Consider the following 26129-nt stretch of genomic DNA (forward strand, 5'->3'; position numbering starts at 1 on the left):
CTTGAAGGCGCCATCGCCGGCAAGCCGGACTCCTACAGGTCAGGGTGTTTCAGCAAGCACGTTTAGATGATCGAGCAATTTGGGATCAAGGGGATCCAGCGGCCGGCCAAGCATGGTCTCGGCGGCCTGCCAGAGTTGATCCAAACCGCTGGCCAATGCCTGTTTGCCGGTGGCACCCAACAACAGGTAGGAGGCGCCCTGGAAGTCCTCGACCTTGAGCCGGAACACCGCCAGCACTTGGTTGATCGCCGCGATCCGGCGCAGGCGCTCGCGGCGCCTTGGCAGTTCATCGCCCAGGGGGTCGCTCCAGTGCAGGTCTTCGCCGAGCAATCCGCAGAGTCCGCACATGGCTACACCTCGTTCATGGCATGACATCGCCGGAGTTCGGGCCCAGGGTCTGGCCGACGAACAGGTTGCCGCCCGGTTCACTGGCGAGCAGCACGGCGGTGGGCGCCACTTCATCCGCCAGACCGAAGCGGCCCAGGGGCAGTTCCTTGGCCTTGGCGCCTTTCCAGTCGTCGCTGATCCCGCCCACCAGCGGCGTTTCAATCGGGCCAGGGGCGATGGCATTGACCAGCACGTTGTCCTTGGCCACTTCCAGGGCCAGGGATTTGGTGAAGCCAATCACGCCCGCCTTGGCCGCCGCGTAATGGGTAAGTTCGGCACCGCCCTTGATGCCCAGTTGCGACGCCACGTTGATGATGCGTCCCCAGCGCTGCGCCAGCATGTGCGGCAAGGCGCGCTGGCTGGCGACGAACACGCTGGTGAGGTCGACGCGCAGCATGTCGTTCCACATCTCGATGGTCAGGTCGACACAGCGCGCCTGGGTGAGCATGCCGGCGTTGTTGACCAGGATGTCGATGCCACCGAAGTGTTCGACGCAGCGGTCCACACTGGCCTGGGCGCCTTCGACGGTGCCGACGTCCGCCAGGCACTCGACCACCTCGGCGCCGAGGTTACGGCAGGTGATCGCGGTTTCGGCGAGGCTCGCGGCATTGCGGTCGGCCAGCAGCAGGCGTGCGCCTTCGGCGGCGTAGGCACGGGCGATGGCGGCACCGATGCCGCTGCCGGCGCCGGTGATCACCGCGCGGCGGTTAATCAGTTGGTTCATACAAAAATCTCCTCAGACAAAACACCGATCCATTGTGGGAGCTGGCTTGCCTGCTCCCACATTTGGATCTATGTACATCCGTTAGTCCGGCCAGCGCACGGTAAGGCCGCCGTCGATGATGATGCTTTGGCCCGTGAGGTAGCTCGACGCTTCACTGGTCAAGAACTGCACCAGCGACGCCACTTCATCCGCCCGCCCGACCCGGCCCAGGGGAATCGCCCGCGCAGCCTTGGCCAGCCCTTCCGGCCCCAGCGAGTTCTGCGCATCCAGCGACTGCGGCGTCTCGATCAACCCGGGAATCACCGCGTTGCAGCGAATCCCCAGCGGCGCCAACTCCACCGCCAGCGAACGGCACAACCCCGGCACACCGGCTTTGGCCGCCGCGTAGTGGCTGTGCTCCTGCCAGCCATACACGCCACCGGCAATCGACGAGATCGCCACCAGCGCGCCGCCTTCACGCATATGCCGTGTCGCCGCGCGGAAGGTGCGCATCACCCCCGTCAGGTCGACATTGAGCATCTCGTCCCACAGCGCGTCGCTCATTTCCAGCAGCGGCGCGCGGCGCAGCAGGCCGGCGTTGGCCACCGCGTAATCCAGGCGGCCGAAATGCTGCACGGCCTGCTCGGCCAGCGCATCCACCGAGTCGCTGTTGCCCACGTCCAGCGGCAGCATCAGGCACTCGCCGCCCGCCTCTTCCACCAGACCCACGGTGGTGTGCGGGTCGTGAGAGTCGGCCGGGTAATACCCGCCGACCACCGCTACGCCCTTTTGCGCATAGGCAACGGCGAGGGCTTGGCCAATGCCGCTGGCGGCACCGGTAATCAAGGCAACTTTACGGCTCATCATTCACTCCTTACTGAACGGTTTCCGGACGCACATGGCGGGCGGCAAACATCAAGGCGCCGGACAGGAAGCACGGCAGCGCACCGAACCACAGCGCGGCGGTCTGCCAGTCGCTGCCGGCCGACAGCACCTGGGTGGCGCCAAAGCCTGCGACCACCGCGCCGATCGGGCCCATGGCATGGATGATCGCGCCACCGGTGGCGCGGATGCTGGTGGGGAAACTTTCACTGATGAAGAACAGCGCCGCCGAGTACGGGCCGATCAGGAAGAACAGGCCCAGGCTATACAGCCCGACCACCATCGCCATGTTGCTGGGGCCGAACAGCATGCCGGCGAACGACAGCCCGCCGAGCATCCAGCCCAGGCCGATCACGTTGCGACGGCCGATCTTGTCGCCCATCCAGCCGTGGCTGAGGTAACCGCAGTAACCCACCAGGTTCGACAGCACGAGGATGATCAGTGAGTTCTCGAACGAGATGTGGTGCACGCTGACGATCACCGACGTGCCCAGCACGCTGAACACCTGGATCGCAGCCCAGTTGAGCAGCAGCGCTGCGCCGATCACCAGCGTGGCGCGACGGGCCGGGCCACGGAACGCCGCCTTGAGGCCGGCCTTGCTGTGTTCGTCGTAGTCGACGCCGTAGGTCACGGCAACGTTTTGCGCCTCTTTTACCGCGCCGTTTTTACGCAGCTCGCTGATGCGCTGGTGGATCTGGAACTGCGGGCTCTCCTTGAGCTTGCGCGCCATGATCGCAATCACGATGGCCGGGATTGCAGCGAAGATGAAGCAGCCTTGCCAACCGATGATCGGCAGCAACAACGCAGTCAAACCGGCAGCGATCAACGCCCCTACCGGCCAGCCGCCCTGCACCAGGCTGTAGATAAAGCCACGGCGCTTGGTCAGGCGCGGGTCTTCCGAGGCGCCATACAACTCACTCAAATACGTGGCGTTGACGGTTTCCTCGGCATAACCCAGGCCACCCAACGAACGGATCAGAATCAGCGGTGACTTGCCCCACGCGCCGCCAATTGCCGTCAACGCCGAACACAGCGCGGAACCGGCCACGGTGAAGATGATGCCTTTGCGCCGGCCCAATTTATCCACGACCGGGCCAATGGCAAAGGCGACCACCGCCGTGCCCACGGCGACCCAGGTTGCGATTTCAGCCTGTTCCACTTCACCCCAGCCAAAGTGGCGGCCGATCTCCGGCAGCAGGGTGCCAAACAGGATGAAGTCATACACCGCAAACACCCAGGCGAAGAACGCGATCCAGGTGGCGAAGCGCACTTCCTGGGACGTCAGTTGCCGGGGTTTCCAGCCGGTCAGGTCAAGCTTGTTGTAGATGGACATGGGTTGCGCCTCAGGGGTGGGAGCATTGGGGGTCATTTACGCAGCCCACCCGTAGGAGCCGGCTTGCCGGCGATGGCGCCCTTGAAATTCACGCAGGTCTCAAGGGCCTCATCGCCGGCAAGCCGGCTCCTACAAGGTGGGCGACATCAGGTACGGGGTTGGCGGCGGATAAAGTCGTCGGCGATTTCGTCGAAGGTGACGAAGCGCACGCCGGCATGGCTCTGGATGTGTTCGATCAGGCGCTCGAGCATCAGCAGCACTTGCGGGCGGCCGGACACGTCCGGGTGAATGGTCATGGTGAACACCGCGTGTTCGTGTTCGCGGTAGACCCAGTCGAACTGGTCGCGCCACATTTCTTCGAGGTGACGCGGGTTGACGAAGCCGTGACTGTTGGGGGCTTTCTTGATGAACATCATTGGCGGCAGGTCGTCGAGGTACCAGTTGGCCGGAATCTCCACCAGGTCGGTTTCTTCGCCACGCACCAGGGGTTTCATCCAGGTGTCGGGGTGCTGGCTGTAGTCGATCTTGGTCCAGCTGTCGCCCTTGCGCACGTAGTAGGGGTGGAAGTCGTTGTGCATCAGGCTGTGGTCGTACTTGATGCCTTTTTTCAGCAGCAGCTCGTTGGTGACCTTGCTGAACTCCCACCACGGCGCCACGTAACCGGTGGGGCGTTTACCGGTGACCTGGGTGATCAGCTCGATGGATTTATCCAGGACGATCTCTTCCTGTTCGGCCGTCATGGCGATGGGGTTTTCGTGGCTGTAGCCATGCACACCAATTTCGTGGCCGGCGTCGGCCACGGCCTTCATCTGCTCGGGGAAGGTTTCCATCGAGTGGCCGGGGATAAACCAGGTGGTGCGCAGGCCGTAGCGTTCGAACAATTTGAGCAGGCGTGGCGCGCCGACTTCACCGGCGAACAGGCCGCGGGAGATGTCGTCCGGCGAGTCTTCGCCGCCGTAGGAACCGAGCCAGCCGGCGACGGCGTCAACGTCGACGCCGAATGCACAGAGAATGTCTTTAGCCATGGTGTGTCTCCTTAAACGTTGAGTACGGATTCGACGGACAACGCAGCGCGCAACAGGCGAGCGTCCTCCCCCGTCGGGGCACTGAGCAGCAGCCCGGTGGGCAGGCCCCCGGCATCACGGCCGCTGGGCAGGGTCACGCCGGGCATGTCGAGCAAACTGCCCGGCATGGTCAGGCGCAGGGTGGCGAGGTTGGTGGTGACAAAGAGGTCGTCATCGGCTTCCAGCGGCGCCAGGGGCGGCGCCACGTGGGCGACGGTTGGGGTGATGAGCACGGCGCCGTCGAGGTCATCGACCAGTTGTTGCTGCAGGCGCTGGCGTGCGTCCATCAGGTGCAGCAGTTGGCTGGCGGGCAGCGCGCGCGCCGCTTCGAGGCGACGGCGCACGCGAGGGTCAAGCTGCTCGGCGTCGGCGCTGTCGAGCAAGGCTTCATGCAGGGCAAAGGCTTCGAAGGAACCCAGCCAGCCTTGGCTTTTGATCAACGCCAGGGTGGCCTGGAAGGTGGCCGATGGGCGCACTTCTACCAGGGCGCCGTGGGCTCGCAATTGGTCGACGGCACGCAGCAGGTTGTTGCGCACGGCTGGCTCGATGTCCTCCAAGGCGCCTTGTTCAAGCACAAAACCCTGGCCCTTGAGGCTGTGTGCGCTGTGGGTATGGGCACGGCCGTGAAGCAGCTCGTCGATGGCCAAGGCATCGCGCACGCTACGGGTCAGCGGGCCGAGGCTGTCGAGGGTGTGGGCAAGGGGAAACACGCCGTCGCGGCTGTAGCGTCGACTGCTGCTGCGATAGCCGACCAGGCCATTGAGCGCGGCGGGAATGCGGATCGAGCCTGCCGTGTCGGTGCCCATGGCGATCGGTACGATCCCGGCCGCCACGGCAACCGCCGATCCCGAGGAAGAGCCACCGGGAATACGCGGTTGGTCGTTCCCGTGGGGGTTGTAGGGCGTGCCGAAATGCGGGTTCAGGCCCAGGCCGGAATACGCCAGTTCACTGAGGTTGGTCTTGCCCACGCTGACCATCCCGGCGCGGCACAACAGGCCCACCATGGGCGCATCCAGCAAGGCCTGGGGCGCATGCCGACGGTAGGCGGCGCCGGCCGTGGTGACGCTGCCGGCCATGTCGAACAAATCTTTCCAGGCCAGCGGCACACCGTCGAGCACACTTAACGGCTGGCCGGCACGCCAGCGGGCGGCGGCGGCCTCGGCTTCACGGCGGGCGCGCTCGGCGGTCAGGGAAATAAACACGCCTGGGCAGCGGCTCGCTTGATCGAGCGCCTGTTCGAGGGCCTGCACCGGGTCGCTGCGACCGCTGGCAAAAGCCTCGGCCATGGAAGTGGCGTCTGACATCAAGATGATCCTCACAAAACGTACATATTAATAAAATGTACATTTTACAAAGGCAGCTTTCGTGCCAGCCTCTGTTGAGTAGTTTTTGCGCAGCGCTGGTTTTTCACCCATAGCTACGGGATAGAAGGCTTCAGGCCTGACAAAAAAATCTTGCCTAAACGCCGCGAAGCGCTCTCAATGAAATAATGTATCTTTTATTAATAAGTACATTTTGGTGCAGAAAAGTAACATCCCCCTCGGCAAGGCCCCAAATAGGTGCCACTGACGTGGCGCAGAGTGACAGGCACGACTTATGAGAGAATCCCCGGCCACCGTCCTACATGCCCCAGAGAAACCGATGAAAGCAGTGTCCACCTCGGCCTCCCGTTACGCGATGATTCACCAGGTTCTGCGTGACGCGATCGTCAATGGCACTGCCCGTCACGGCCTGGTATTGCTGGAAGCGCCCCTGGCCGAGCTGTTCGGCACCAGCCGCGTGCCGGTGCGCAGGGCCCTGGATTTGCTGCATGACGAAGGCCTGATCTGCCGTTTCAATGGCCGGGGTTACCTGATCAACCCAGAAGGCCTGGCCATGGAGCCGCTGCGCCTGCCGTTGAGCCATGCCCACCTGGGCCTGGATGGCGAGCAGGACTTGGTGGACACACGACCGCTGGGCGAGCGCATCGTCGAGGAAATCGGCGCGGCGCTGTCCACCTGCATCGCCTTCGGGCATTACCGACTGGATGAGCAAGCCGCCGCCGATCATTACGGAGTCAGCCGCGCCGTGGTGCGCGAGGCGTTGATGCGTTTGCGCGACCGCGGCCTGGTGGAAAAAGAGCCCTACTCCCAATGGCTGGCCGGGCCGTTGACCGCGCGGGAAGTCACCGAAGACTACGAACTGCGCGCCTGTCTGGAACCCGAAGCGCTGCGCCAGAGCGCCCCAAACCTCGAGCGCGAACTGCTCGAAGCCATGTTGCAGCGCGTGCTCGACGCCCAGGACAGCCCCCACTGCAGCCTGGAAGCCATCGAGCAGATCGAAGAAGACCTGCACCAACGCTGCCTGGCCGGCCTGCAAAACCGCAAGATTGCCGCGCTGATCCGCCAGGGCCAGAGCCCGATGATCATCAGCCGGATTTTTTACCGTTTGCTGGGGATCGGCGCCGATCCGGCGATGTTGGCCGAACATCGCTTGATTATTGAGTTATTGCTGCATGGGGCGTTTGACGCGGCGGCATTGAACCTGCGTGAGCATTTGCAGCGGGCCAGGCAGCGGATGTTGCAGCGGTTGAAGGTGTTGTCAGTGTTGCCCGAACAGCCGCTCCCCAGCTACCTGCACAAAATCAGCTGACCCCACACCGTTGCCAATGTGGGAGCTGGCTTGCCTGCGATAGCGGTTCACCCGTTACATCCTCAGCAACTGACACAACGCAATCGCAGGCAAGCCAGCTCCCACAGGGGCCGCGGTGCGTTGGTCAATATCATGCAATTTGTTGCTAACTGTTCAACGCCATTGAAACCACCGCTGCGCCGCCCCATCTAACCTCCATACTTCCTTATGCAGGTGCCCCATGAGCGACCAGCAAGCCTTCCCTGATTACGACCTGAACGACTACGCCGACCCCGAAAACGCTGAAACCCCTTCGTCGAACACCGGCCTGGCGCTGCCTGGGCAGAACCTGCCCGACAAGGTCTACATCATCCCGATCCACAATCGCCCGTTCTTCCCCGCGCAAGTGCTGCCGGTGATCGTCAATGAAGAGCCGTGGGCCGAAACCCTGGAGCTGGTGAGCAAGTCCGACCACCACTCCCTGGCCCTGTTCTTCATGGAGACGCCGCCAGAAGACCCGCGCCATTTCGACACCTCCGCCCTGCCGTTGTACGGCACCCTGGTGAAGGTGCATCACGCCAGCCGCGAGAACGGCAAGCTGCAATTCGTCGCCCAGGGCCTGACCCGGGTGCGCATCAAGACCTGGCTCAAGCACCACCGCCCGCCGTACCTGGTGGAAGTCGAATACCCGCACCAGCCCTCCGAGCCGACCGATGAGGTCAAGGCCTACGGCATGGCGTTGATCAATGCGATCAAGGAACTGCTGCCCCTCAACCCGCTGTACAGCGAAGAGTTGAAGAACTACCTCAACCGCTTCAGCCCCAACGACCCGTCGCCGCTCACCGACTTCGCCGCCGCGCTGACCTCGGCCACCGGTAACGAGTTGCAGGAAGTGCTGGACTGCGTGCCCATGCTCAAGCGCATGGAAAAAGTGCTGCCGATGCTGCGCAAGGAAGTCGAGGTTGCGCGCCTGCAAAAGGAAATCTCCGCCGAGGTGAACCGCAAGATCGGCGAACACCAGCGCGAGTTCTTCCTCAAGGAACAGCTCAAGGTCATCCAGCAGGAGCTGGGCCTGACCAAGGACGACCGCAGCGCAGACGTCGAGCAGTTCGAGCAGCGCCTGGTGGGCAAAGTCCTGCCGACCCAGGCGCAAAAGCGCATCAGCGAAGAGATGAACAAGCTGTCGATCCTGGAGACGGGTTCGCCGGAATACGCCGTGACGCGCAACTACCTGGACTGGGCCACCTCGGTGCCGTGGGGCGTGTATGGCGAGGACAAGCTCGACCTGAAACACGCGCGCAAGGTGCTGGATAAACACCACGCGGGCCTGGACGACATCAAGAGTCGCATCCTCGAATTCCTCGCGGTGGGCGCCTACAAAGGCGAGGTTGCCGGTTCCATCGTGCTGCTGGTCGGCCCGCCCGGTGTGGGCAAAACCAGCGTGGGCAAGTCCATCGCCGAATCCCTGGGGCGGCCGTTTTATCGCTTCAGTGTCGGAGGCATGCGCGACGAGGCCGAGATCAAGGGCCATCGCCGCACCTACATCGGCGCCCTGCCGGGCAAGCTGGTGCAGGCGCTGAAAGATGTGGAAGTGATGAACCCGGTGATCATGCTCGACGAGATCGACAAGATGGGCCAGAGCTTCCAGGGCGACCCGGCGTCGGCGCTGCTGGAAACCCTGGACCCGGAGCAGAACGTCGAATTCCTCGACCACTACCTGGACCTGCGCCTGGACCTGTCCAAGGTGCTGTTCGTGTGCACTGCCAACACCCTGGATTCCATCCCCGGCCCGTTGCTGGACCGTATGGAAGTGATTCGCCTGTCGGGCTATATCACTGAAGAAAAAGTCGCCATCGCCAAGCGTCACCTGTGGCCAAAACAGCTGGAAAAAGCCGGTGTGGCGAAGAACAGCCTGACCATCAGCGATGGCGCCCTGCGCGCATTGATCGACGGTTATGCACGGGAAGCCGGGGTGCGGCAGCTGGAGAAACAGCTGGGCAAGCTGGTGCGCAAGGCGGTAGTCAAGCTGCTGGATGAGCCGGACTCGGTGATCAAGATCGGTAACAAGGACCTGGAAAGCTCACTGGGCATGCCGGTGTTCCGCAATGAGCAGGTCTTGTCTGGCACCGGCGTGATCACCGGGCTGGCCTGGACCAGCATGGGCGGCGCCACCCTGCCGATCGAGGCCACGCGCATTCACACACTCAACCGGGGCTTCAAGCTCACCGGGCAATTGGGTGAAGTGATGAAGGAGTCCGCCGAGATTGCCTACAGCTACATCAGCTCGAACCTGAAGTCGTTTGGCGGTGATCCGAAGTTCTTCGACGAAGCCTTTGTGCACCTGCACGTGCCGGAAGGCGCCACGCCCAAAGACGGCCCGAGCGCGGGCGTGACCATGGCCAGTGCGCTGCTGTCGCTGGCGCGCAACCAGCCGCCGAAAAAAGGCGTGGCCATGACCGGTGAGCTGACATTGACCGGGCATGTGCTGCCGATTGGCGGGGTGCGTGAGAAGGTGATTGCGGCGCGGCGTCAGAAGATTCATGAGCTGATCTTGCCGGAGCCGAACCGTGGCAGCTTTGAAGAGTTGCCGGAGTACCTGAAGGAAGGCATGACGGTGCACTTTGCCAAGCGGTTTGCGGATGTGGCGAAGGTGCTGTTCTGATCGTTATGTAATGCCTGGTCTGGCCTCATCGCGGGCAAGCCCGGCTCCCACAGAGATCGGTGTTGTTGATGACAAATCGGTCAAATGTGGGAGCGGGCTTGCCCGCGATGGCGTTCGTCGCCACAACACAAATCCCTCTTGTCACACCTTGTCTCATCTTCGGTTATGCTCGCCGTTCGTCGTGAATGAACGGAGCCCCCATGACCGCTGCCCGCCTGCTTCTCCCTCTGAGCCTTGCCCTGCTGGCTGCGTGCGCCAGTGCGCCGAAACAAAACGTCACAGTGGAAGGCCAGAGCGCCTGCCCCTTGCAGCTTAAAAACGGGCAAAACCTGATCCTCACCCTGCCCAGCAACCCCACCACCGGCTACCGCTGGGCCATCCAGGACTCCGCCGGCGGCGTGCTGCGCGCCTTGAGCCCCGAGGTCTACAGCAGCTCGGAATCCGGCGTGGTCGGTGGCGGCGGGCAATCCACCTGGCGCTTTCAGGCGTTTGCCACCGGCCAGGGCCGTTTGCGCCTGACCTCCCAACAACCTTGGGAGCCGGAAGCAGAACCCGCCGAAACCTTTGACTGCGCCATCACGGTGAACTGATATGCCTTGGTTGATTCTTGCGTTGATGGGCGCCGGTACGTTTATCTACGGCCTGACCACCCATGCGACCTTGCTGTGCCTGCTGGTCAAACCGCTGCCGGTACTGGCACTGCTCGGTTGGCTGCACGACGCACCGCCCACCGACTATCGACGCTGGATCAGCCTCGGGCTGATTTTTTCCCTGGTGGGCGATGTATTGCTCGCCTGGCCGGGCGACCTGTTTATCTTTGGCCTCGGCGCCTTCCTGTTCGCACACCTGGCGTACCTCAAGGCCTATTTCAGTGACTGCCGCCGCCTGGCGTTGTTGCCACTGATGTTGGCGCTGGCTGTGGGGGCGGTGCTGTTGAGCATTCTGGTCTCCCATGGCCTGGGCGATTTGCTGATACCGGTGGTGGTTTATGCCACCGTGATCACCGCCATGCTCTGGCGTGCGTTGGCTCGGTTGGGCAGCGGCGTACCGAAGCGCTCGGCAGCCTTGGCGGCGGCAGGTGCGGCGTCGTTTGTGTTTTCGGACACGCTGATTGGGATCAACCGGTTTGTGGTGGCGTTCGAGGCGGCGCCGTATTTGCTGATCATCACTTACTGGCTCGGCCAGTGGGGTATCACGGCCTCTGCTTTCCATCAGACAACCCGCGCACACGAGGGCCAAGTTGGCTAAAATGCCGGCCTTTCCCCATCAATGCCGGAACAACCGTGAGCAAAGAACCCGATCGCCTATTCGCCCAGCCCCTGCCCCAGGTGCCGGACTTCGCCTTTAACGAGGACGTGGTGCGGGTGTTCCCGGACATGATCAAGCGCTCGGTGCCGGGTTACCCGACCATCGTCGAAAACCTGGGTGTACTCGCGGCGCAATTTGCCCAACCCAACAGCGTGCTGTACGACTTGGGTTCGTCCTTGGGCGCGGTAACCCAGGCGCTGCGCCGTCATGTGCGCACAGACGGCTGCCGGGTAATCGCGGTGGATAACTCGGCGGCGATGGTCGAGCGCTGCCGCGAATACCTCAATGGCCAGGACTCGATGTTCCAGGAGCTGTTGCCGGTCGAGGTGATCGAGGGCGATATCCTCGCGCTGCAGTTCCAACCAGCCTCGGTGGTGGCGCTGAACTTCACCCTGCAATTCATTGCCCCCGATGCGCGCCTGGCGTTGCTCTCGCGCATTCGTCAGTCGCTGTTGCCGGGCGGTGCGCTGATTCTGTCGGAGAAGCTGCGCTTCAACGACGCCGATGAGCACGCCTTGCTCACCGACCTGCATATCGCGTTCAAACGCGCCAACGGCTACAGCGAACTGGAAATCGCCCAGAAGCGCAGCGCCATCGAAAATGTCATGAAGCCCGACAGCCTCGAAGAACACCGCGAACGCCTGCTGGCGGCCGGGTTCTCGAAAGTCGTGCCGTGGTTCCAGTGTCTTAACTTTGCCTCGTTGATTGCCTTGCCATGATTGATCTGTCCCCCCTCGCCCGCCATTTGGTCGGCACTCCCCTGGCCGTGTGGGCCCAGGGCCTGCAAGCGCAACTCGATAGCAAGATGGAGAAGGGTCATGGCGACCTGGAGCGCTGGCAGAGTGCGCTGGATGCGTTGCCGAACATCCAGCCCAGCGAGGTGGATTTGCTGGGTGGCCTGACCCTCGACACCGACTGCGACGACGATACCCGTGCACAAATGCGCACCGCATTGATGGGCCTGAGCCCGTGGCGCAAGGGCCCGTTCAACCTGTTCGGCGTGCACGTGGACACCGAATGGCGCTCGGACTGGAAGTGGTCGCGGGTGGCGCCGCACTTGAACCTCAAGGGCAAGCGCATCCTCGATGTGGGCTGCGGCAACGGTTACTACATGTGGCGCATGCTCGGCGCCGGCGCCGACAGCGTGATTGGCGTTGATCCGAACTGGCTGTTCTTCTGCCAGTTCCAGGCGGTGCAGCGTTACCTGTCGCAACCCAAGGCCTGGCACCTGCCGTTCCCGTTTGAAGACTTGCCAGCCAACCTGGAAGGCTTCGACACGGTATTTTCCATGGGCGTGTTCTACCACCGCCGTTCGCCCATCGAGCATTTGCTGGCGCTGAAGGACACCCTGGTCAAGGGCGGCGAACTGGTGCTGGAAACCCTGGTGGTGGAAGGCGATCAGCAGCAGGTGCTGGTGCCGGAAGACCGTTATGCGCAGATGCGCAACGTGTGGTTCCTGCCGTCGGTGCCGGCGCTGATGCTGTGGCTGCGCCGTGCGGGCTTCAGTGATGTGCGTTGCGTGGATGTGAGCGTCACCACCGTCGAGGAACAACGCGGGACGGAGTGGATGAAGTACCAGTCGCTGAGTGACTTCCTCGATCCGGAAGATCACAGCAAGACGATCGAAGGGCTGCCGGCGCCGATGCGGGCGGTGGTCATCGCCAGGAAATAACCCCACTCCATCTGAATAAATGGAGATCACCTGTGGGAGCTGGCTTGCCTGCGATGGCATCACCTGGGTTTGCCTGACATACCGAGGTGCCTGCATCGCCGGCAAGCCGGGCTCCTACAGGGGACGTGTCAGCCTTTTGTGCGGCGAGCCTTGAAGAACTCGCTCAGCACGGTCCCGCACTCTTCGGCCAGCACGCCACCTTCAAACAACACCTTATGGTTGAGAAAGCCCTGGGTAAAAAACTGCCCCTGGCTCTGCACAATCCCCGCCTTGGGCTCCAGCGCGCCGTACACCACTCGCGCAATCCGCGAATGCACAATCAGGCCGGCGCACATGCTGCACGGTTCCAGCGTCACATACAGCGTGCTGCCCACCAGCCGGTAATTGCTGATCGCCTGCGCGGCGGCGCGGATGGCGACCATCTCGGCATGGGCGCTGGGGTCGTTGCCGCTGATGGGGCAATTGAAGCCCCGGCCGATGATTTCACCGTCCTGCACCAGCACCGCACCCACGGGCACTTCGCCCAGCGCGGCGCCTTGGGCGGCGAGGGCCAGGGCTTCGCGCATGAAGTCCTGGTCGCGGCTGCGGTCGATGATGGCGGCGGGGCGAAACTGGCGCATCACGCCACCTCGATGGCGGCCATCAGGCCGGTTTCCATGTGGTCGATCACGTGGCAGTGGAACATCCACACCCCCGGGTTATCCGCCACCAACGCCACGCGGGCACGCTCGTTCTTGCCCAGCAGGTAGGTGTCAGTGAAGTACGGGATCACCTTGTGGCGGTTCGAGGCGATCACCTTGAAGCTCATGCCGTGCAGGTGGATCGGGTGCTGGTACTGGGTCATGTTCTTCAATTCGAAAATGTAGCTCTTGCCCTTCTCCAGCTTGGCAATCGGGCGATCGGCGCAGGTCTTGTCGGTGATGTCCCAAGCCTTGCCGTTGATTTGCCACAAGCTGGGCGGCTTGCCGTTGTCGGTGTCGACCGACACCGAGCCCACCCATTCGAAATTGAAGTTGAGTTTCTCGGCATTGGCCAGGTCGGGCTCGGCAATCGGATTGGCAGGCAACGCGGGTGGCCATTCGGTAGGCGCATCAGCATTGGCCACCGAGCGGAAGGTGCCAAGGCGGACCGGGCCATTGCGCATCGACAGTTCTTCGCCGGCCGCTGGCGCCTTGATCGCCAGGCAGATACGCATGCCAGGGCCTAGCCAGTATTCTTTGCCGAGCGGGCGCGGCTCCACGGGGTTGCCGTCCAGCGCGTAGATCTGTGCTTCGGCGTCGGGAATATTGATGCGATAGGTCAGGGTGTTGTCGAGGTTGAGCAGGCGCACGCGGGTGATTTGCCCGGCCGGCAGGTCGATGACCGCCTGGGACACCCCGTTGATGGTCGACAGGCGCCCGGCCGTGCCGCCGCGTGCCGCCTCACGGGGCACGCTGAACGCGACAAAAGCGCCCTCCTCGTCCACGTGCCAGCTTTTCAGGCTCAGGGTACGTTCGTGCTTGAAACCGGTGGGTTCGCGCTCTTCGATGATCAGCGGGCCGACCAGGCCACGGCCGAGTTCTTCGCTGCTGTTCACATGGGGGTGATACCAGTAGCTGCCCGCATCGGGCACACGGAATTTGTAGTCGAAATATTCGCCGGGCAATACCGGCAATTGGGAGACGTAGGGCACGCCGTCCATTTCCAGCGGCAGGCGGATGCCGTGCCAGTGGATAGTGGTGGCAACCGGCAGGTGGTTGATGAAACGCACCCGCAGCCATTCGCCCTGGCGCACACGCAACTCGGTGCCCGGCGCCGAAGGGCCGAACGCCCAGGCCTGGGTCTTGTGCCCCGGCACCAGTTCCACGTCCAGGGGCGCGGCGATCAGTTCGTAATCGTGGCCCGCCTCAGACTCTGCGACTTTCCCCAGCCAGTAGCGGTAGGCGCCACCGGCACCGACGCCCACGACGGCGAGGCCTGCAAGGCCACCCAGGATTTGTCGACGGGAAAAGGATCGGGACACAACAACCTCACGTATCTGCCGCAGGCCAGAGCCTGCAAAGGGCAGATACGATACACCTGCATCGGCTAAACAGTAAGGCTTCGCATTGCCGCACGGCCAAAACCAACGATCCTCCCCTGTAGGAGCCGGCTTGCCGGCGATGGCGCAGGGTCAGTCAATGGGGTGTTGACTGACACTCCGCTATCGCTGGCAAGCCAGCTCCTACAGGGGATTGCGGTGTTATTTAGTGCTTGGCAGCGGCGCCCAGGATCAGGGCTTTCATCTCGGCCACGGCACCTTTGAAACCGACGAACAGGGCGTGTGCCACCAGGGCGTGGCCAATGTTCAGTTCGTTGATGCCCTTGATCGCCGCCACGGCTTCAACGTTGTGGTAATGCAGGCCGTGGCCGGCGTTGACGATCAGGCCTTCCTTGAGGCCGCAGCTCACACCGTCGATGATGCGTTGCAGCTCGTCCGCCACTTCGGTGGGCGTGGTGGCATCGGCGTAACGGCCGGTGTGCAGTTCGATGGCCGGCGCGCCGACACGGCGGGAGGCTTCGATCTGGCGCTCGTCGGCGTCGATGAACAGCGAGACCTCGCTACCAAGTTTCGACAGGCGCTCTACAGCCGCCTTGATCCGCGCCTCTTGGCCGGCCACGTCGAGGCCACCTTCGGTGGTCAGTTCCTGGCGGGTTTCCGGTACCAGGCAGATGTGCGCCGGGCGGATGCGTTCGGCGAACTGCATCATCTCTTCGGTGACGCCCATCTCGAAATTCATGCGGGTTTGCAACACATCCTTGAGCACCAGCACATCGCGCTCCTGGATGTGGCGGCGGTCTTCGCGCAGGTGCACGGTGATGCCGTCGGCGCCCGCTTCTTCGGCGTCCAGCGCGGCCTTGACCGGGTCGGGGTAACGGGTGCCCCGGGCCTGGCGCAGGGTGGCGACGTGGTCGATGTTGACGCCAAGAAGAATGCGATTGCTGGTGGTCACGGAAGCGCTCCTGAAAAGGGAAAGAAACGCCGCACAGCATACACGGGGTTGTCAGGGCTTTCGAAACAACTCGCGACTGACCAGCGGCCGCCCGCCCAAGTGCACGGCCAGGGCCTGGCGCATCAGGCGCTTGGCGGCGGACAAGGCTCCGGGGGCGGTCCAGTCGGCTTCGCTCATGGCCAGCAACTCGGTGCCCTGGAACAGGCCGGGTTGCAGCAGGTATACGCGCTCCAGGCCCGCGTCGACTTGCAGGCGGTACATGCCGTCGGCGGCGATGGGCTCACCGTGCAGGTCGTTGGCCAGTTCAAAGCCGTAGCCCAGGTCGTCGAGCAGGCGCCATTCGAAAGCGCGCAGCAGCGGCTCCAATGGGCGGCCTTCGGCCAGGGCCAGCAGGGTGGCGGCGTAGTGATCGAACACGGCGGGGTGCGGGTCTTCGGCTGGCAGCAGGCGAATCAGCAGTTCGTTGAGGTACAGGCCGCTGAACAGCGCCTCACCATTGAGCCAGGCGGAGGTGCCGACGCTCTCCATGCGGCCGACGTTTTTCAACTCGCCCTTGCCACGAAACTCCACGTCCAGCGCCACGAAAGGTCGTGCCAGGGTGCCCGCCTTGCCCCGTGCGCTGCGCAAGACGGCACGCAGGCGGCCTTGGGGCGTGAGGAAATCCACCAGGGCGCTGGTCTCGCGGTAGGCGCGGCTGTGCAGGACGTAGGCGGGCTGGCTGGGGGGTGGGGATTGGGACATGGCAGTCTCTTCGCGGAACTTAAGAACAGCGATAAACCAATGTGGGAGCGGGCTTGCCCGCGATGCAGGCAACCCGGTTGTTCAGTTACACCGTGCTGATGCTATCGCAGGCAAGCCAGCTCCCACACAAGCCGGCTCCTACAGGGGGGACGGTGTGTTAGAGGTCGCCGTAGCCCAGGGAGCGCAGTGCGCGTTCGTCGTCGGACCAGCCGCCTTTCACCTTCACCCACAGGTTGAGCATGATCTTGGAGTCGAACAGCAGCTCCATGTCCTTGCGCGCTTCGGTGCCGATGCGCTTGATGCGCTCGCCCTTGTCACCAATGATGATTTTCTTCTGGCCGTCACGTTCGACGAGGATCAGCGCATGGATGTGCAAGATTTTGCCCTGCTGCTTGAACTCTTCGATCTCGACGGTGATCTGGTACGGCAGCTCGGCGCCCATCTGGCGCATGATTTTCTCGCGCACCAGTTCGGCGGCGAGGAAACGGCTGCTGCGGTCGGTGATCTGGTCTTCCGGGAAGAAGTGCTCGTTCTCCGGCAGGTGCTCGGCGATCACGCGCTCCAGGGCATCGAGGTTGTGGCCGTGCTGGGCCGAGATCGGGATGATCTGGGCGTTCGGCAGTTGCTCCTGCAGCCAGCTCAGGTGCGGCATCAGCTCGGCTTTGTCTTCGATGCGGTCGGTCTTGTTCAGCGCGACGATCAACGGGCCGGTGACGTACTGCACGCGCTCCAGAACCATCTGGTCTTCGTCGGTCCACTTGGTGCGGTCAACCACGAAGATCACCACGTCGACGTCTTTCAACGCCGCCGAAGCGGTCTTGTTCATGTAGCGGTTGAGGGCTTTCTCGCCGCCTTTGTGCATGCCCGGGGTGTCGACGTAGACCGCTTGCACATTGCCTTCGGTCTTGATGCCCAGCATGTTGTGGCGGGTGGTCTGCGGCTTGCGCGAAGTGATCGCGAGCTTCTGGCCGAGGATGTGGTTGAGCAATGTGGACTTGCCCACGTTCGGGCGGCCGACGATGGCAACATAGCCACAGCGTGTTGCGGTTGAATCAGTCATGGCCATTCTCCACGCCCAGGGCAATCAGTGCTGCTGCGGCCGCTACCTGTTCGGCAATACGACGGCTCACACCCTGACCTCGGCTTTTTTCGTTCAGTAAGGTGATTTCACATTCCACGAAGAACACGCGGCAATGAGGTTCACCCTGGATATCCACCACTTCGTAGCGTGGCAGTTCGCAACCGCGGGACTGCAGGAATTCCTGCAGGCGGGTCTTGGGGTCTTTGTTGGTGTCGACCAGCGTGAGGCTTTCGATCTCGGAGGTCAGCCAGGCGGTGACGCGCTCCTTGGCCGCTTCCATGCCTGCGTCCAGGTAGATCGCACCGATCAGCGCTTCGAGGGCGTCGGCCAGGATCGACTCGCGACGGAAACCGCCGCTCTTAAGCTCGCCGGAGCCCAGGCGCAGGTACTCGCCCAGGCCGAAACCACGGGCCAGCACGGCCAGGGTCTCGCCCTTCACCAGGCGCGCACGCAGGCGCGACAGCTGGCCTTCACGGGCTTGGGGGAAACGCTCGAACAGCGCTTCACCGGCGACGAAATTGAGGATGGCATCACCGAGGAATTCCAGGCGCTCGTTGTTACGCCCGGCAAAACTGCGGTGTGTGAGGGCAAGGACCATCAATTCCTGGTCCTTGAAGGTGTAGCCGAGCTGGCGCTCGAGACGACTTAGAGAAACGGTCACGGTTTATCCATATCTAGTTGGTGGCACCGGCGGCCATCGACGATTGACGCAGTGTTCAAATTCAAATCCTGGTTGGTGCTGCTTGGGGCCGGCAACAACATTGTCCCGGCCCCAGAAAAGCATTCGGCGCTGTGTTCACAGCGCCGCTTGTATTACTTGATCAGCCCGACCCGCGAGAAGTTCGGCAGGTGGCTGAGCTTGGGTTCCGGCCAGCTCATCCAGACTGCAAAGGCCTTGCCGACGATGTTCTCGTCGGGGACCATGCCCAGCAGGTCCTTGGGAATGTTGGGGTCATCCCAGTACCGGCTGTCGTTGGAGTTGTCGCGGTTGTCGCCCATCATGAAGTAGTGCCCGGCTGGCACTTTCCACTCGCCATCGGGCATCGCGCGGTAGCGGCTCATTTCCTTGCGGATTTCGTGCTCCACCGCACCGAGTTTTTCCAGGTACAGCTCGGCGCTGCCCAGGGTGTTCGGCTCGGCGCCGATCAGTTTCTCGGCAACCGACTCACCATTGATGAACAAACGCTTGTCGCTGGTGTAGCGGATCACGTCACCCGGCAGGCCCACCACACGCTTGATGTAGTTGACGTTCGGGTCGCTTGGGTAGCGGAACACCATCACATCGCCACGCTGCGGGTCACCCACCTGGATGACCTTCTTGTCGATCACCGGCAGGCGAATCCCGTAGGAGAACTTGTTCACCAGGATGAAGTCGCCCACGTCCAGGGTCGGTTTCATCGACCCCGACGGGATCTGGAACGGCTCCACCAGGAACGAACGCAACACCAGCACGATGAACAGCACCGGGAAGAACGACTTGCCGTATTCAACCAGCAGGGGCTCTTTGTTCAGTTTTTCGATCACCACGGCATCGGGCTGGCCGACGCTGCCCTGATAGGACGCGATAGCCGCCCGCCGACGCGGGGCGAAGAACACCAGATCGAGCAACGCCAGGAGACCGCAAACGGCAACGGCGATGACCAGCAACAGCGGGAAATTTAGTGACATAGGACCTAACTATCCAACCTGAGCACCGCAAGGAAGGCTTCTTGTGGAACTTCCACGTTGCCTACTTGCTTCATGCGTTTTTTACCGGCCTTTTGCTTCTCAAGCAGCTTGCGCTTACGGCTTACGTCACCGCCGTAGCATTTGGCCAGTACGTTCTTTCTGAGTGCCTTGACGGAGGTCCGCGCAATGATCTGCCCGCCAATGGCGGCCTGGATCGCGACGTCGAACATCTGGCGCGGAATCAGTTCTTTCATCTTCTCGGTCAACTGGCGACCTTTGTAGTGCGCGTTGTCCTTGTGCACGATCAGCGCCAGGGCATCGACCTTGTCGCCGTTGATCAGCACGTCCAGCTTCACCAGATTAGCCGATTGGTAACGGTCGAAATGGTAATCCAGCGAAGCATAGCCGCGGCTGGTGGACTTGAGGCGGTCGAAGAAGTCCAGGACCACTTCGTTCATCGGCATGTCGTAGGTCACTTGCACCTGGGTACCGAGGAACAGCATGTCGCGTTGTACGCCACGCTTTTCGATACACAGGGTGATGACGTTGCCCAGGTGCTCCTGCGGAACCAGGATATTGGCCCGCACGATAGGCTCGCGCATGTCTTCGATGGCCGAGAGATCCGGGAGCTTGGACGGGTTGTCGACGTAAATCGTTTCACCGGTTTTCAGCAACAGCTCAAAAATAACCGTTGGCGCGGTGGTGATCAGGTCCAGGTCGTATTCGCGCTCGAGGCGCTCCTGGATGATTTCCATGTGCAGCATGCCCAGGAAGCCGCAGCGGAAGCCGAAGCCCAGGGCGTCGGAGCTTTCCGGGGTGTACTGCAACGACGAGTCGTTGAGGGTCAGCTTTTGCAGGGCTTCGCGGAAGTCTTCGAAGTCATCGGAGCTGACCGGGAACAAGCCGGCGTAGACCTGTGGCTGGATGCGCTTGAAGCCTGGCAGCACGTCGACGTCGGGCGTGGAGCTCAAGGTCAGGGTGTCACCCACCGGCGCACCGTGAATGTCCTTGATGCCGGCGATGATGAAGCCTACTTCACCGGCTTTCAGATCAACGGTAGCGGTGTGCTTGGGGTTGAACACACCGACGCTGTCCACCAGGTGGATCTTGCCGGTGGATTTGACCAGGATCTTGTCACCCTTCTTCACACGGCCGTGGCGCACGCGTACCAGGGAGACAACGCCCAGGTAGTTGTCGAACCAGGAGTCGATGATCAACGCTTGCAGCGGATCGTCGTAGTTGCCGGTCGGTGCCGGGATAGTCTGGACCAGGCGTTCGAGCACTTCGTCGACACCCAGGCCGGTCTTGGCGCTGCAGGTGACGGCGTCGGTGGCGTCGATGCCGATGATCTTCTCGATCTCTTCCTTGACACGCTCAGGCTCGGCCTGTGGCAGGTCGATCTTGTTCAGCACGGGCATGACTTCCAGGCCCTGCTCGATCGCGGTGTAGCAGTTGGCAACCGATTGCGCTTCAACGCCCTGGCCGGCGTCAACCACCAGCAAGGCACCTTCACAGGCCGCCAGGGAACGGCTGACTTCGTAGGTAAAGTCGACGTGGCCCGGGGTGTCAATGAAGTTCAGCTGGTAGGTGATGCCGTCTTTGGCTTTGTAGTACAGCGTAACGCTGTGGGCCTTGATGGTGATCCCGCGCTCGCGTTCGAGGTCCATGGAATCCAGTACCTGGGCTTCCATTTCACGCTCGGCAAGGCCGCCGCACATCTGGATAAATCGATCGGCCAGCGTCGACTTGCCATGGTCAATGTGGGCGATGATGGAGAAATTGCGGATATGACTCAAATCACTCACGGATCAACACTCAAAAAGGCTGCAGGCAGATTGCCCGCTGAAAAATAGCCGGGAATTGTACCTGATGCTCTGGCCAGACGTCATCTTTGCTGACCAGAACAAAAATGCCCCGATCTCGCGAACGGGGCATTTTTTGAACATAAGCGCGGTATCAACCGGCCCGGCGCAACAGCCAGAACCCGGCCAGGGCGCAAATGGTGGTGGGCACCAGCACCGCAAACAGCGGCGAGAAACCAAACACCAGGCTCGAGGGGCCGAGCAGGTCCTGGGCAATGCGGAAGGTGAAGCCCACCAGCACGCCGGTGAACACACGCTGACCCAGGGTCACGGAGCGCAACGGCCCGAAGATGAAGGAGATAGCCATCAACACCAGCGCGGCGGTCACCACCGGCTGCAACACTTTGACCCAGAATGCCAGCCAGTAGCGGCCGTTGTTCAGGCCCTGGTCCTTCAGGTAGTGGATATAACCCCAAAGCCCGGAGATCGGCAGGCTTTCGGGGATCATCACCACCGTATTCAGAAGTTCGGGCTTGAGCGCAATATCCCACGCCTCGCTCGGCACGTTGATGACCTCAGTGCTGGCCTTGGTGCCTTGACCGATATTGCGGAAATAAGTGGTGGTGACGTCGGTCAGTTCCCACTTCTGATCACTGTACTGCGCACGTTTGGCAAAGCTGGACGACAGCATGTGACGCTCTTTATCGAACGTGTAGCGCGTCACACCGATCAACAGGCCGCCCGGTTGCACGGCGTTGATGTGGATGAATTCATCGCCCTGGCGGTGCCACAGGCCGTGCTTGGAGCTTTGCGCATCGCCCGAACCCTGGGCCAGGGCGCGGTTGGCCTGGGCTGCTGCTTCGGAAGGCGGTGCCACGTATTCGCCGATCAGCACGCTGCACGCCATCAGCAGCAGCATGGGCTTCATCACCGCCCAGACGATGCGGCCGATGGAAACACCGGCTGCGCGCATGATGGTCAGTTCGCTGCTGCTGGCCAGGCTGCCCAGGCCGATCAGGCAACCGATCAACGCGGCCATCGGCATCATGTCGTAGAGGCGACGCGGCGCGGTGAGCGCCACGAAGCCCAGCACGTCCATGACCGTATAGGTATTGGTGACGTTGCCGACTTCATCAATGAAGGCGAACAACGAAGCCAGGCCGAGGATGATACCCAGTACCGCCAGGATGGCGATCAGTACGCTGCTACCAATGTAGCGATCTAGCTTAGCCACGAGCCAGCTCCTTCAGGCCACGACGGCTCTTCATTTTCAAACGAATAGGTTCCCAGTAGAGCAACCCCAGGCCGATCGCCAGGAAAATCCCGTGCACCCACCACAGGCCCAGGACCGGCGACAACTTGCCTTTCTCCAGGGAACCACGGGCGGAAATCAGGATGGTGAGGTAGGCCATGTACAGCAGGATCGCCGGCAACAGCTTGAGGAACCGGCCCTGGCGCGGATTGACACGCGACAGCGGCACGGCCATCAGCGTGACGATGAACACCAGCAACGGCAGGGAAATACGCCATTGCAGTTCGGCGATGGAGCGCAGTTCCTGGCTGCCGAACAGCGACGAAGTCGGCAAGGCATCGCGGTCGGTTACTTCGTCACTGACGTCGGGTTTGGCAAGCATCACGCCATAGGTGTCGTACTTGATTGCACGATAGTCCGCCAGGCCAGGGCTGCCGTCGTAGCGGTAGCCATTTTCGAGGATCAGGTAACGGCTGCCGTCAGGACGCACTTCCTGGCGGCCGGTGTCGGCCACCAGAATGGAAATGCCGCGGTCTTTCTGGTTCTGCCCCTGGTTCTTCTGGGAGATGAACACGCCGCCGAGGTTGGCGCGGTCTTCCGTCATGGTTTCGGTGTAGGTCACCCGCGTGCCGTCATTGAGCGCCTGGAAACGCCCTGGTTCGAGGGTGTCGAACTCGGTCATGGCGTCCTGCTTGTTCAGCAGCAACTGGAACTGCATGGCCCCTTGTGGCGCCAGGCTCATGCTCAACCAGGCCACCACCAGCGCAACGCCGGCGGCCGGCACCATGGTCATGGCCAGCAAACGCTGCTGGCTCATCCCCGTGGCAGACAGCACGGTCATCTCGCTCTCAAGGTACAACCGGCCGTAAGCCAGCAAGATGCCGAGGAACAGGCCAAGTGGCAGGATAAGCTGCAGGAAGCCCGGCAGGCGGAAGCCCATGATCAGGAACAACGAGCCCGGATCCAGGGCGCCCGAGGCGGCCTGGGCAAGGAACTTGACGAAACGACCACTCATGGTGATGACCAGCAATACCGCACTCACGGCACTCAGGGTCAACAGGACTTCGCGGGACAGATAACGGAAGACGATCAAACCAGACACTCCAGGGTTGTCAGGCTAAGGCGGCCAAACAAGCAAGCATACCAGTCAGCCCATTCACACGGGCCGGCTAAAAAGATGGCGCATTATCCTGTGATTGGCCGCGCCTGTCACTGCGCAACCTCATGCACGTACACAAAGCTGCCGGCAAGGGTTGTCAGGCTCCGCTGGCGAGGTTCAAACTGCGGCCTTTGTCGCTGGCGGTTTACACAGCTGCCATGCTTTAAAGCCTGCGTACAAACGCCAGGCTCTCAGACCTTTATAAGGGACCCGAAAATGGAATTGGTTGTAAAAAGCGTTAGCCCCGAAACGTTGAAAACCGCCACCCTCGTGGTCGCTGTCGGCGAAGGCCGCAAACTCGGCGTCGCCGCCAAGCAACTGGATGAACTGAGCGGCGGCGCCATCAGCGCGGTCCTCAAGCGCGGCGACCTGGCCGGCAAAGTGGGCCAGAGCCTGCTGCTGCAAAGCCTGCCCAATCTCAAGGCCGACCGCGTATTGCTGGTGGGCGTGGGCAAAGATTCAGAGCTGGGCGACCGCCCTTTCCGCAAAATCGTCAGCGGCATTCTCAACACCCTCAAAGGCCTCGGCGGCACCGATGCAACCCTGGCGCTGGATGAAGTGGTGGTCAAAGGCCGTGACAGCTACGGCAAGACCCGCCTGTTGGCCGAGAGCCTGGTGGACGGCGGCTATATCTTCGACCAATTCAAGAGCACCAAGGCCGAACCCCGCGCCCTGAAGAAAATCACCCTGCTGACCATCAAGGCTGCCCAGGCTGAAGTCGAGCGCGCCGTGACCCACGCTACCGCCATTGCCAAGGGCATGTCGTTCACCCGGGACCTGGGCAACCTGCCGCCGAACATCTGCCACCCCACCTTCCTCGGCGAACAAGCCAAGGCACTGGGCAAAGAGTTCAAGGGCCTGAAGGTCGAAGTGCTGGACGAGAAGAAGATCAAGGAACTGGGCATGGGCTCGTTCTACGCCGTGGGCCAGGGCAGCGACCAGCCGCCACGCCTGATCGTGATGCAATACAACGGCGGCAAGAAGTCCGAGAAGCCTTACGCCCTGGTCGGCAAAGGCATCACCTTCGACACCGGCGGCATCAGCCTCAAGCCGGGCCTGGGCATGGACGAAATGAAGTACGACATGGGCGGCGCCGCCAGCGTATTCGGCACCCTGCGTGCCGTGCTGGAACTCAAGCTGCCGATCAACCTGGTGTGCATCCTGGCCTGTGCCGAGAACATGCCGAGCGGCGGCGCGACCCGTCCGGGCGACATCGTCACCACCCTGAGCGGCCAGACCGTCGAAATCCTCAACACCGACGCCGAAGGCCGTTTGGTGCTGTGCGACGCCCTGACCTACGCCGAGCGCTTCAAGCCGCAGGCCGTGATCGACATCGCCACCCTGACCGGTGCCTGCATCGTGGCCCTGGGCTCTCACACTTCGGGCCTGCTGGGTAACAGCGACGAGCTGATCGAGCAACTGCTCAGCGCCGGTAAAGCCGCCGACGACCGCGCCTGGCAGCTGCCGCTGTTCGATGAGTACCAGGAACAGCTGGACAGTCCGTTCGCTGACATCGCCAACATCGGCGGCCCGAAAGCCGGCACCATCACCGCGGCCTGCTTCCTGTCGCGCTTTGCCAAGAACTTCAACTGGGCGCACCTGGACATCGCCGGCACGGCCTGGACCAGCGGCGGCAAGGACAAGGGCGCCACTGGCCGTCCGGTTCCTCTGCTGACCCAGTACCTGCTGGATCGCGCCAAGGCCTAACCGCAACACCTTTGTAGGAGCCGGCTTGCCGGCGATGAGGCCTTAGAGCCTTGCGGCGTTCTGAAGGACGCCATCGCCGGCAAGCCGGCTCCTACAGGGGGTTATGCGTAAGCCAGGAAATGTAATGACCCAAGTCGACTTCTATATATTGCCCAGCGCCGACCCGCTCGCGCGCCTGGACTTTGCCTGCAAACTCACCGAAAAAGCCTGGCGCATGGGCCACCGCATCTACCTGCATTGCAGCGATGCCACCCAGCGCGACGAACTGGACGCCCGCCTGTGGCGTTTCAAGGGCGAAAGTTTCGTGCCCCACGGCCCCGCCGAGTCCGAACCCGACGGCCTGGTTGTCCTGGGTTTGGGGGACAGTTGCGGCGATCACCATGACCTGCTGGTCAACCTGGACCTGAAAGTGCCGCCTTTTGCCAAGGCTTTTGCCCGTGTGGCGGAAGTGGTGGTGGAAGACCCGGCTATTCGTCAGGCCGCGCGGGAGAGTTTCCGTTTCTACCGTGAACAGGGCTATCCTCTTCAAGATCACCGGCTACAACGACTTTGAGTAAACGATGGACACTCCCAACCCTATAAAAAAAGACGACCACCTGCTGGACGACCTGGAGTCGATCCGCCAGTTGCTCGGTGATGATGACTTGCAACCGCCGCTGTTGACCGAATCGGTCGAGGGCGAGGTACAGATTCCGCTGCTGTTCGACATGGTCGGCGGCAAGCCCGTGACACCCGAGCCGGTTGCTGAGGCTCCCGCTGCCGAACCTGCGCCTGCCGCGGCTGAAAAAGCGCCGGACGCCTTGCTGCTGCACTTGGACAACGAACTGCGCGCCGCCGCCCAATTGATCATGCAAGACGTGATCGACGACTTTGCCCCGCATATCGAGGCGGAGATCAAACGTCGGATGGATGCGCGGATGGAGCGGCTGCTCAGCCAATACCAGTCCTGAGATGGACATATATCTCCTGTGGGAGCTGGCTTGCCTGCGATAGCGGTGTATCAGTCACTGATGAGTTGACTGACAGATAGCTATCGCAGGCAAGCCAGCTCCCACATTGGTTTGCATCGACCTTTAGGCCGTCTTCAACTCGCCCTCCACGCCCTGCCCCGTTATACTTGCCGGCT

The 26129-nt window shown here is 62.2% G+C and carries 25 protein-coding genes; 9 read left to right on the plus strand and 16 right to left on the minus strand.

Annotation, left to right across the window (positions count from 1 at the left end):
- Window positions 1-39: 39 nt before the first annotated feature.
- From AC07OV_RS18530 to AC07OV_RS18555, 6 genes are all read right to left on the minus strand, one after another.
- Window positions 40-348 carry a hypothetical protein gene (locus AC07OV_RS18530; RefSeq protein WP_494997284.1) on the minus strand — a complete coding sequence of 103 codons (309 nt, stop codon included), beginning with the start codon at window positions 346-348 and terminating at the stop codon, window positions 40-42.
- Between the two features lie 13 nt (window positions 349-361).
- Window positions 362-1111 carry an SDR family NAD(P)-dependent oxidoreductase gene (locus AC07OV_RS18535; RefSeq protein WP_494997283.1) on the minus strand — a complete coding sequence of 250 codons (750 nt, stop codon included), beginning with the start codon at window positions 1109-1111 and terminating at the stop codon, window positions 362-364.
- A gap of 81 nt (window positions 1112-1192) precedes the next feature.
- Window positions 1193-1954 carry an SDR family NAD(P)-dependent oxidoreductase gene (locus AC07OV_RS18540; protein ID WP_495092742.1) on the minus strand — a complete coding sequence of 254 codons (762 nt, stop codon included), beginning with the start codon at window positions 1952-1954 and terminating at the stop codon, window positions 1193-1195.
- A gap of 10 nt (window positions 1955-1964) precedes the next feature.
- A complete protein-coding gene (locus AC07OV_RS18545; protein ID WP_495092743.1) occupies window positions 1965-3305 on the minus strand; it encodes an MFS transporter in 1341 nt (446 codons plus the stop codon).
- 146 nt (window positions 3306-3451) lie between these two features.
- Complete coding sequence (locus AC07OV_RS18550; RefSeq protein WP_010212857.1) at window positions 3452-4330, minus strand: polysaccharide deacetylase family protein; 879 nt, start codon at window positions 4328-4330, stop codon at window positions 3452-3454.
- Between the two features lie 11 nt (window positions 4331-4341).
- Window positions 4342-5673, minus strand: coding sequence for an amidase (locus AC07OV_RS18555; protein WP_495092744.1), 1332 nt, complete (start codon window positions 5671-5673; stop codon window positions 4342-4344).
- A 337-nt stretch (window positions 5674-6010) separates the two neighbouring features.
- On the opposite strand from AC07OV_RS18555, the gene AC07OV_RS18560 reads away from it, so the two are divergent.
- The 6 genes from AC07OV_RS18560 (at window position 6011) to cmoB (ending at window position 12621) form a co-directional block, all read left to right on the plus strand.
- Complete coding sequence (locus AC07OV_RS18560) at window positions 6011-7000, plus strand: GntR family transcriptional regulator (protein ID WP_495092745.1); 990 nt, start codon at window positions 6011-6013, stop codon at window positions 6998-7000.
- Window positions 7001-7220: 220 nt separating this feature from the next.
- Window positions 7221-9641 (plus strand): endopeptidase La, encoded by a 2421-nt coding sequence (gene lon / locus AC07OV_RS18565; protein ID WP_178922947.1) that lies wholly within the window; start codon window positions 7221-7223, stop codon window positions 9639-9641.
- Between the two features lie 200 nt (window positions 9642-9841).
- The gene (locus tag AC07OV_RS18570; RefSeq protein ID WP_494997279.1) at window positions 9842-10231 is read left to right on the plus strand and encodes a protease inhibitor I42 family protein; all 390 of its coding nucleotides are present in this window, start codon (window positions 9842-9844) and stop codon (window positions 10229-10231) included.
- A gap of 1 nt (window position 10232) precedes the next feature.
- Window positions 10233-10889, plus strand: a complete 657-nt coding sequence (locus tag AC07OV_RS18575) for a lysoplasmalogenase (protein ID WP_494997278.1) — start codon at window positions 10233-10235, stop codon at window positions 10887-10889.
- 35 nt (window positions 10890-10924) lie between these two features.
- Window positions 10925-11668: a carboxy-S-adenosyl-L-methionine synthase CmoA gene (cmoA, locus tag AC07OV_RS18580; RefSeq protein WP_176994924.1), complete on the plus strand. Its 744-nt coding sequence runs from the start codon at window positions 10925-10927 to the stop codon at window positions 11666-11668.
- A complete protein-coding gene (gene cmoB, locus AC07OV_RS18585) occupies window positions 11665-12621 on the plus strand; it encodes a tRNA 5-methoxyuridine(34)/uridine 5-oxyacetic acid(34) synthase CmoB (RefSeq protein ID WP_176994925.1) in 957 nt (318 codons plus the stop codon). Before cmoA ends, cmoB begins: the two co-directional genes overlap by 4 nt.
- 128 nt (window positions 12622-12749) lie before the next feature.
- Here cmoB and tadA read toward each other — a convergent pair whose 3' ends face one another.
- From tadA to lptF, 10 genes are all read right to left on the minus strand, one after another.
- Window positions 12750-13241 (minus strand): tRNA adenosine(34) deaminase TadA, encoded by a 492-nt coding sequence (tadA, locus tag AC07OV_RS18590; RefSeq protein WP_494997277.1) that lies wholly within the window; start codon window positions 13239-13241, stop codon window positions 12750-12752.
- Window positions 13241-14623, minus strand: a complete 1383-nt coding sequence (locus tag AC07OV_RS18595) for a multicopper oxidase family protein (RefSeq protein ID WP_495092746.1) — start codon at window positions 14621-14623, stop codon at window positions 13241-13243. Before AC07OV_RS18595 ends, tadA begins: the two co-directional genes overlap by 1 nt.
- A gap of 223 nt (window positions 14624-14846) precedes the next feature.
- Window positions 14847-15593: a pyridoxine 5'-phosphate synthase gene (gene pdxJ / locus AC07OV_RS18600; RefSeq protein ID WP_176994928.1), complete on the minus strand. Its 747-nt coding sequence runs from the start codon at window positions 15591-15593 to the stop codon at window positions 14847-14849.
- Between the two features lie 51 nt (window positions 15594-15644).
- Complete coding sequence (recO, locus tag AC07OV_RS18605) at window positions 15645-16334, minus strand: DNA repair protein RecO (protein WP_176994929.1); 690 nt, start codon at window positions 16332-16334, stop codon at window positions 15645-15647.
- A 157-nt stretch (window positions 16335-16491) separates the two neighbouring features.
- On the minus strand, window positions 16492-17394 hold the full coding sequence (era, locus tag AC07OV_RS18610) for a GTPase Era (protein WP_411985512.1): 903 nt from the start codon (window positions 17392-17394) through the stop codon (window positions 16492-16494).
- Complete coding sequence (rnc, locus tag AC07OV_RS18615) at window positions 17387-18076, minus strand: ribonuclease III (protein WP_033902449.1); 690 nt, start codon at window positions 18074-18076, stop codon at window positions 17387-17389. Before rnc ends, era begins: the two co-directional genes overlap by 8 nt.
- A gap of 152 nt (window positions 18077-18228) precedes the next feature.
- Window positions 18229-19083 carry a signal peptidase I gene (lepB, locus tag AC07OV_RS18620; RefSeq protein WP_495092747.1) on the minus strand — a complete coding sequence of 285 codons (855 nt, stop codon included), beginning with the start codon at window positions 19081-19083 and terminating at the stop codon, window positions 18229-18231.
- A gap of 5 nt (window positions 19084-19088) precedes the next feature.
- Window positions 19089-20888, minus strand: coding sequence for a translation elongation factor 4 (gene lepA / locus AC07OV_RS18625; RefSeq protein WP_176994931.1), 1800 nt, complete (start codon window positions 20886-20888; stop codon window positions 19089-19091).
- Between the two features lie 151 nt (window positions 20889-21039).
- A complete protein-coding gene (lptG, locus tag AC07OV_RS18630) occupies window positions 21040-22119 on the minus strand; it encodes an LPS export ABC transporter permease LptG (RefSeq protein WP_494997274.1) in 1080 nt (359 codons plus the stop codon).
- Window positions 22112-23230 carry an LPS export ABC transporter permease LptF gene (gene lptF / locus AC07OV_RS18635; protein ID WP_176994933.1) on the minus strand — a complete coding sequence of 373 codons (1119 nt, stop codon included), beginning with the start codon at window positions 23228-23230 and terminating at the stop codon, window positions 22112-22114. Before lptF ends, lptG begins: the two co-directional genes overlap by 8 nt.
- 282 nt (window positions 23231-23512) lie before the next feature.
- On the opposite strand from lptF, the gene AC07OV_RS18640 reads away from it, so the two are divergent.
- The 3 genes from AC07OV_RS18640 (at window position 23513) to AC07OV_RS18650 (ending at window position 25953) form a co-directional block, all read left to right on the plus strand.
- Complete coding sequence (locus AC07OV_RS18640) at window positions 23513-25003, plus strand: leucyl aminopeptidase (RefSeq protein ID WP_495092748.1); 1491 nt, start codon at window positions 23513-23515, stop codon at window positions 25001-25003.
- 124 nt (window positions 25004-25127) lie between these two features.
- Window positions 25128-25556 carry a DNA polymerase III subunit chi gene (locus AC07OV_RS18645; protein ID WP_176994935.1) on the plus strand — a complete coding sequence of 143 codons (429 nt, stop codon included), beginning with the start codon at window positions 25128-25130 and terminating at the stop codon, window positions 25554-25556.
- A gap of 7 nt (window positions 25557-25563) precedes the next feature.
- Window positions 25564-25953: a DNA polymerase III subunit chi gene (locus AC07OV_RS18650; RefSeq protein WP_176994936.1), complete on the plus strand. Its 390-nt coding sequence runs from the start codon at window positions 25564-25566 to the stop codon at window positions 25951-25953.
- Window positions 25954-26129 lie beyond the last annotated feature (176 nt).

The organism is Pseudomonas sp. GW821-FHT09A09, assembly GCF_059418405.1.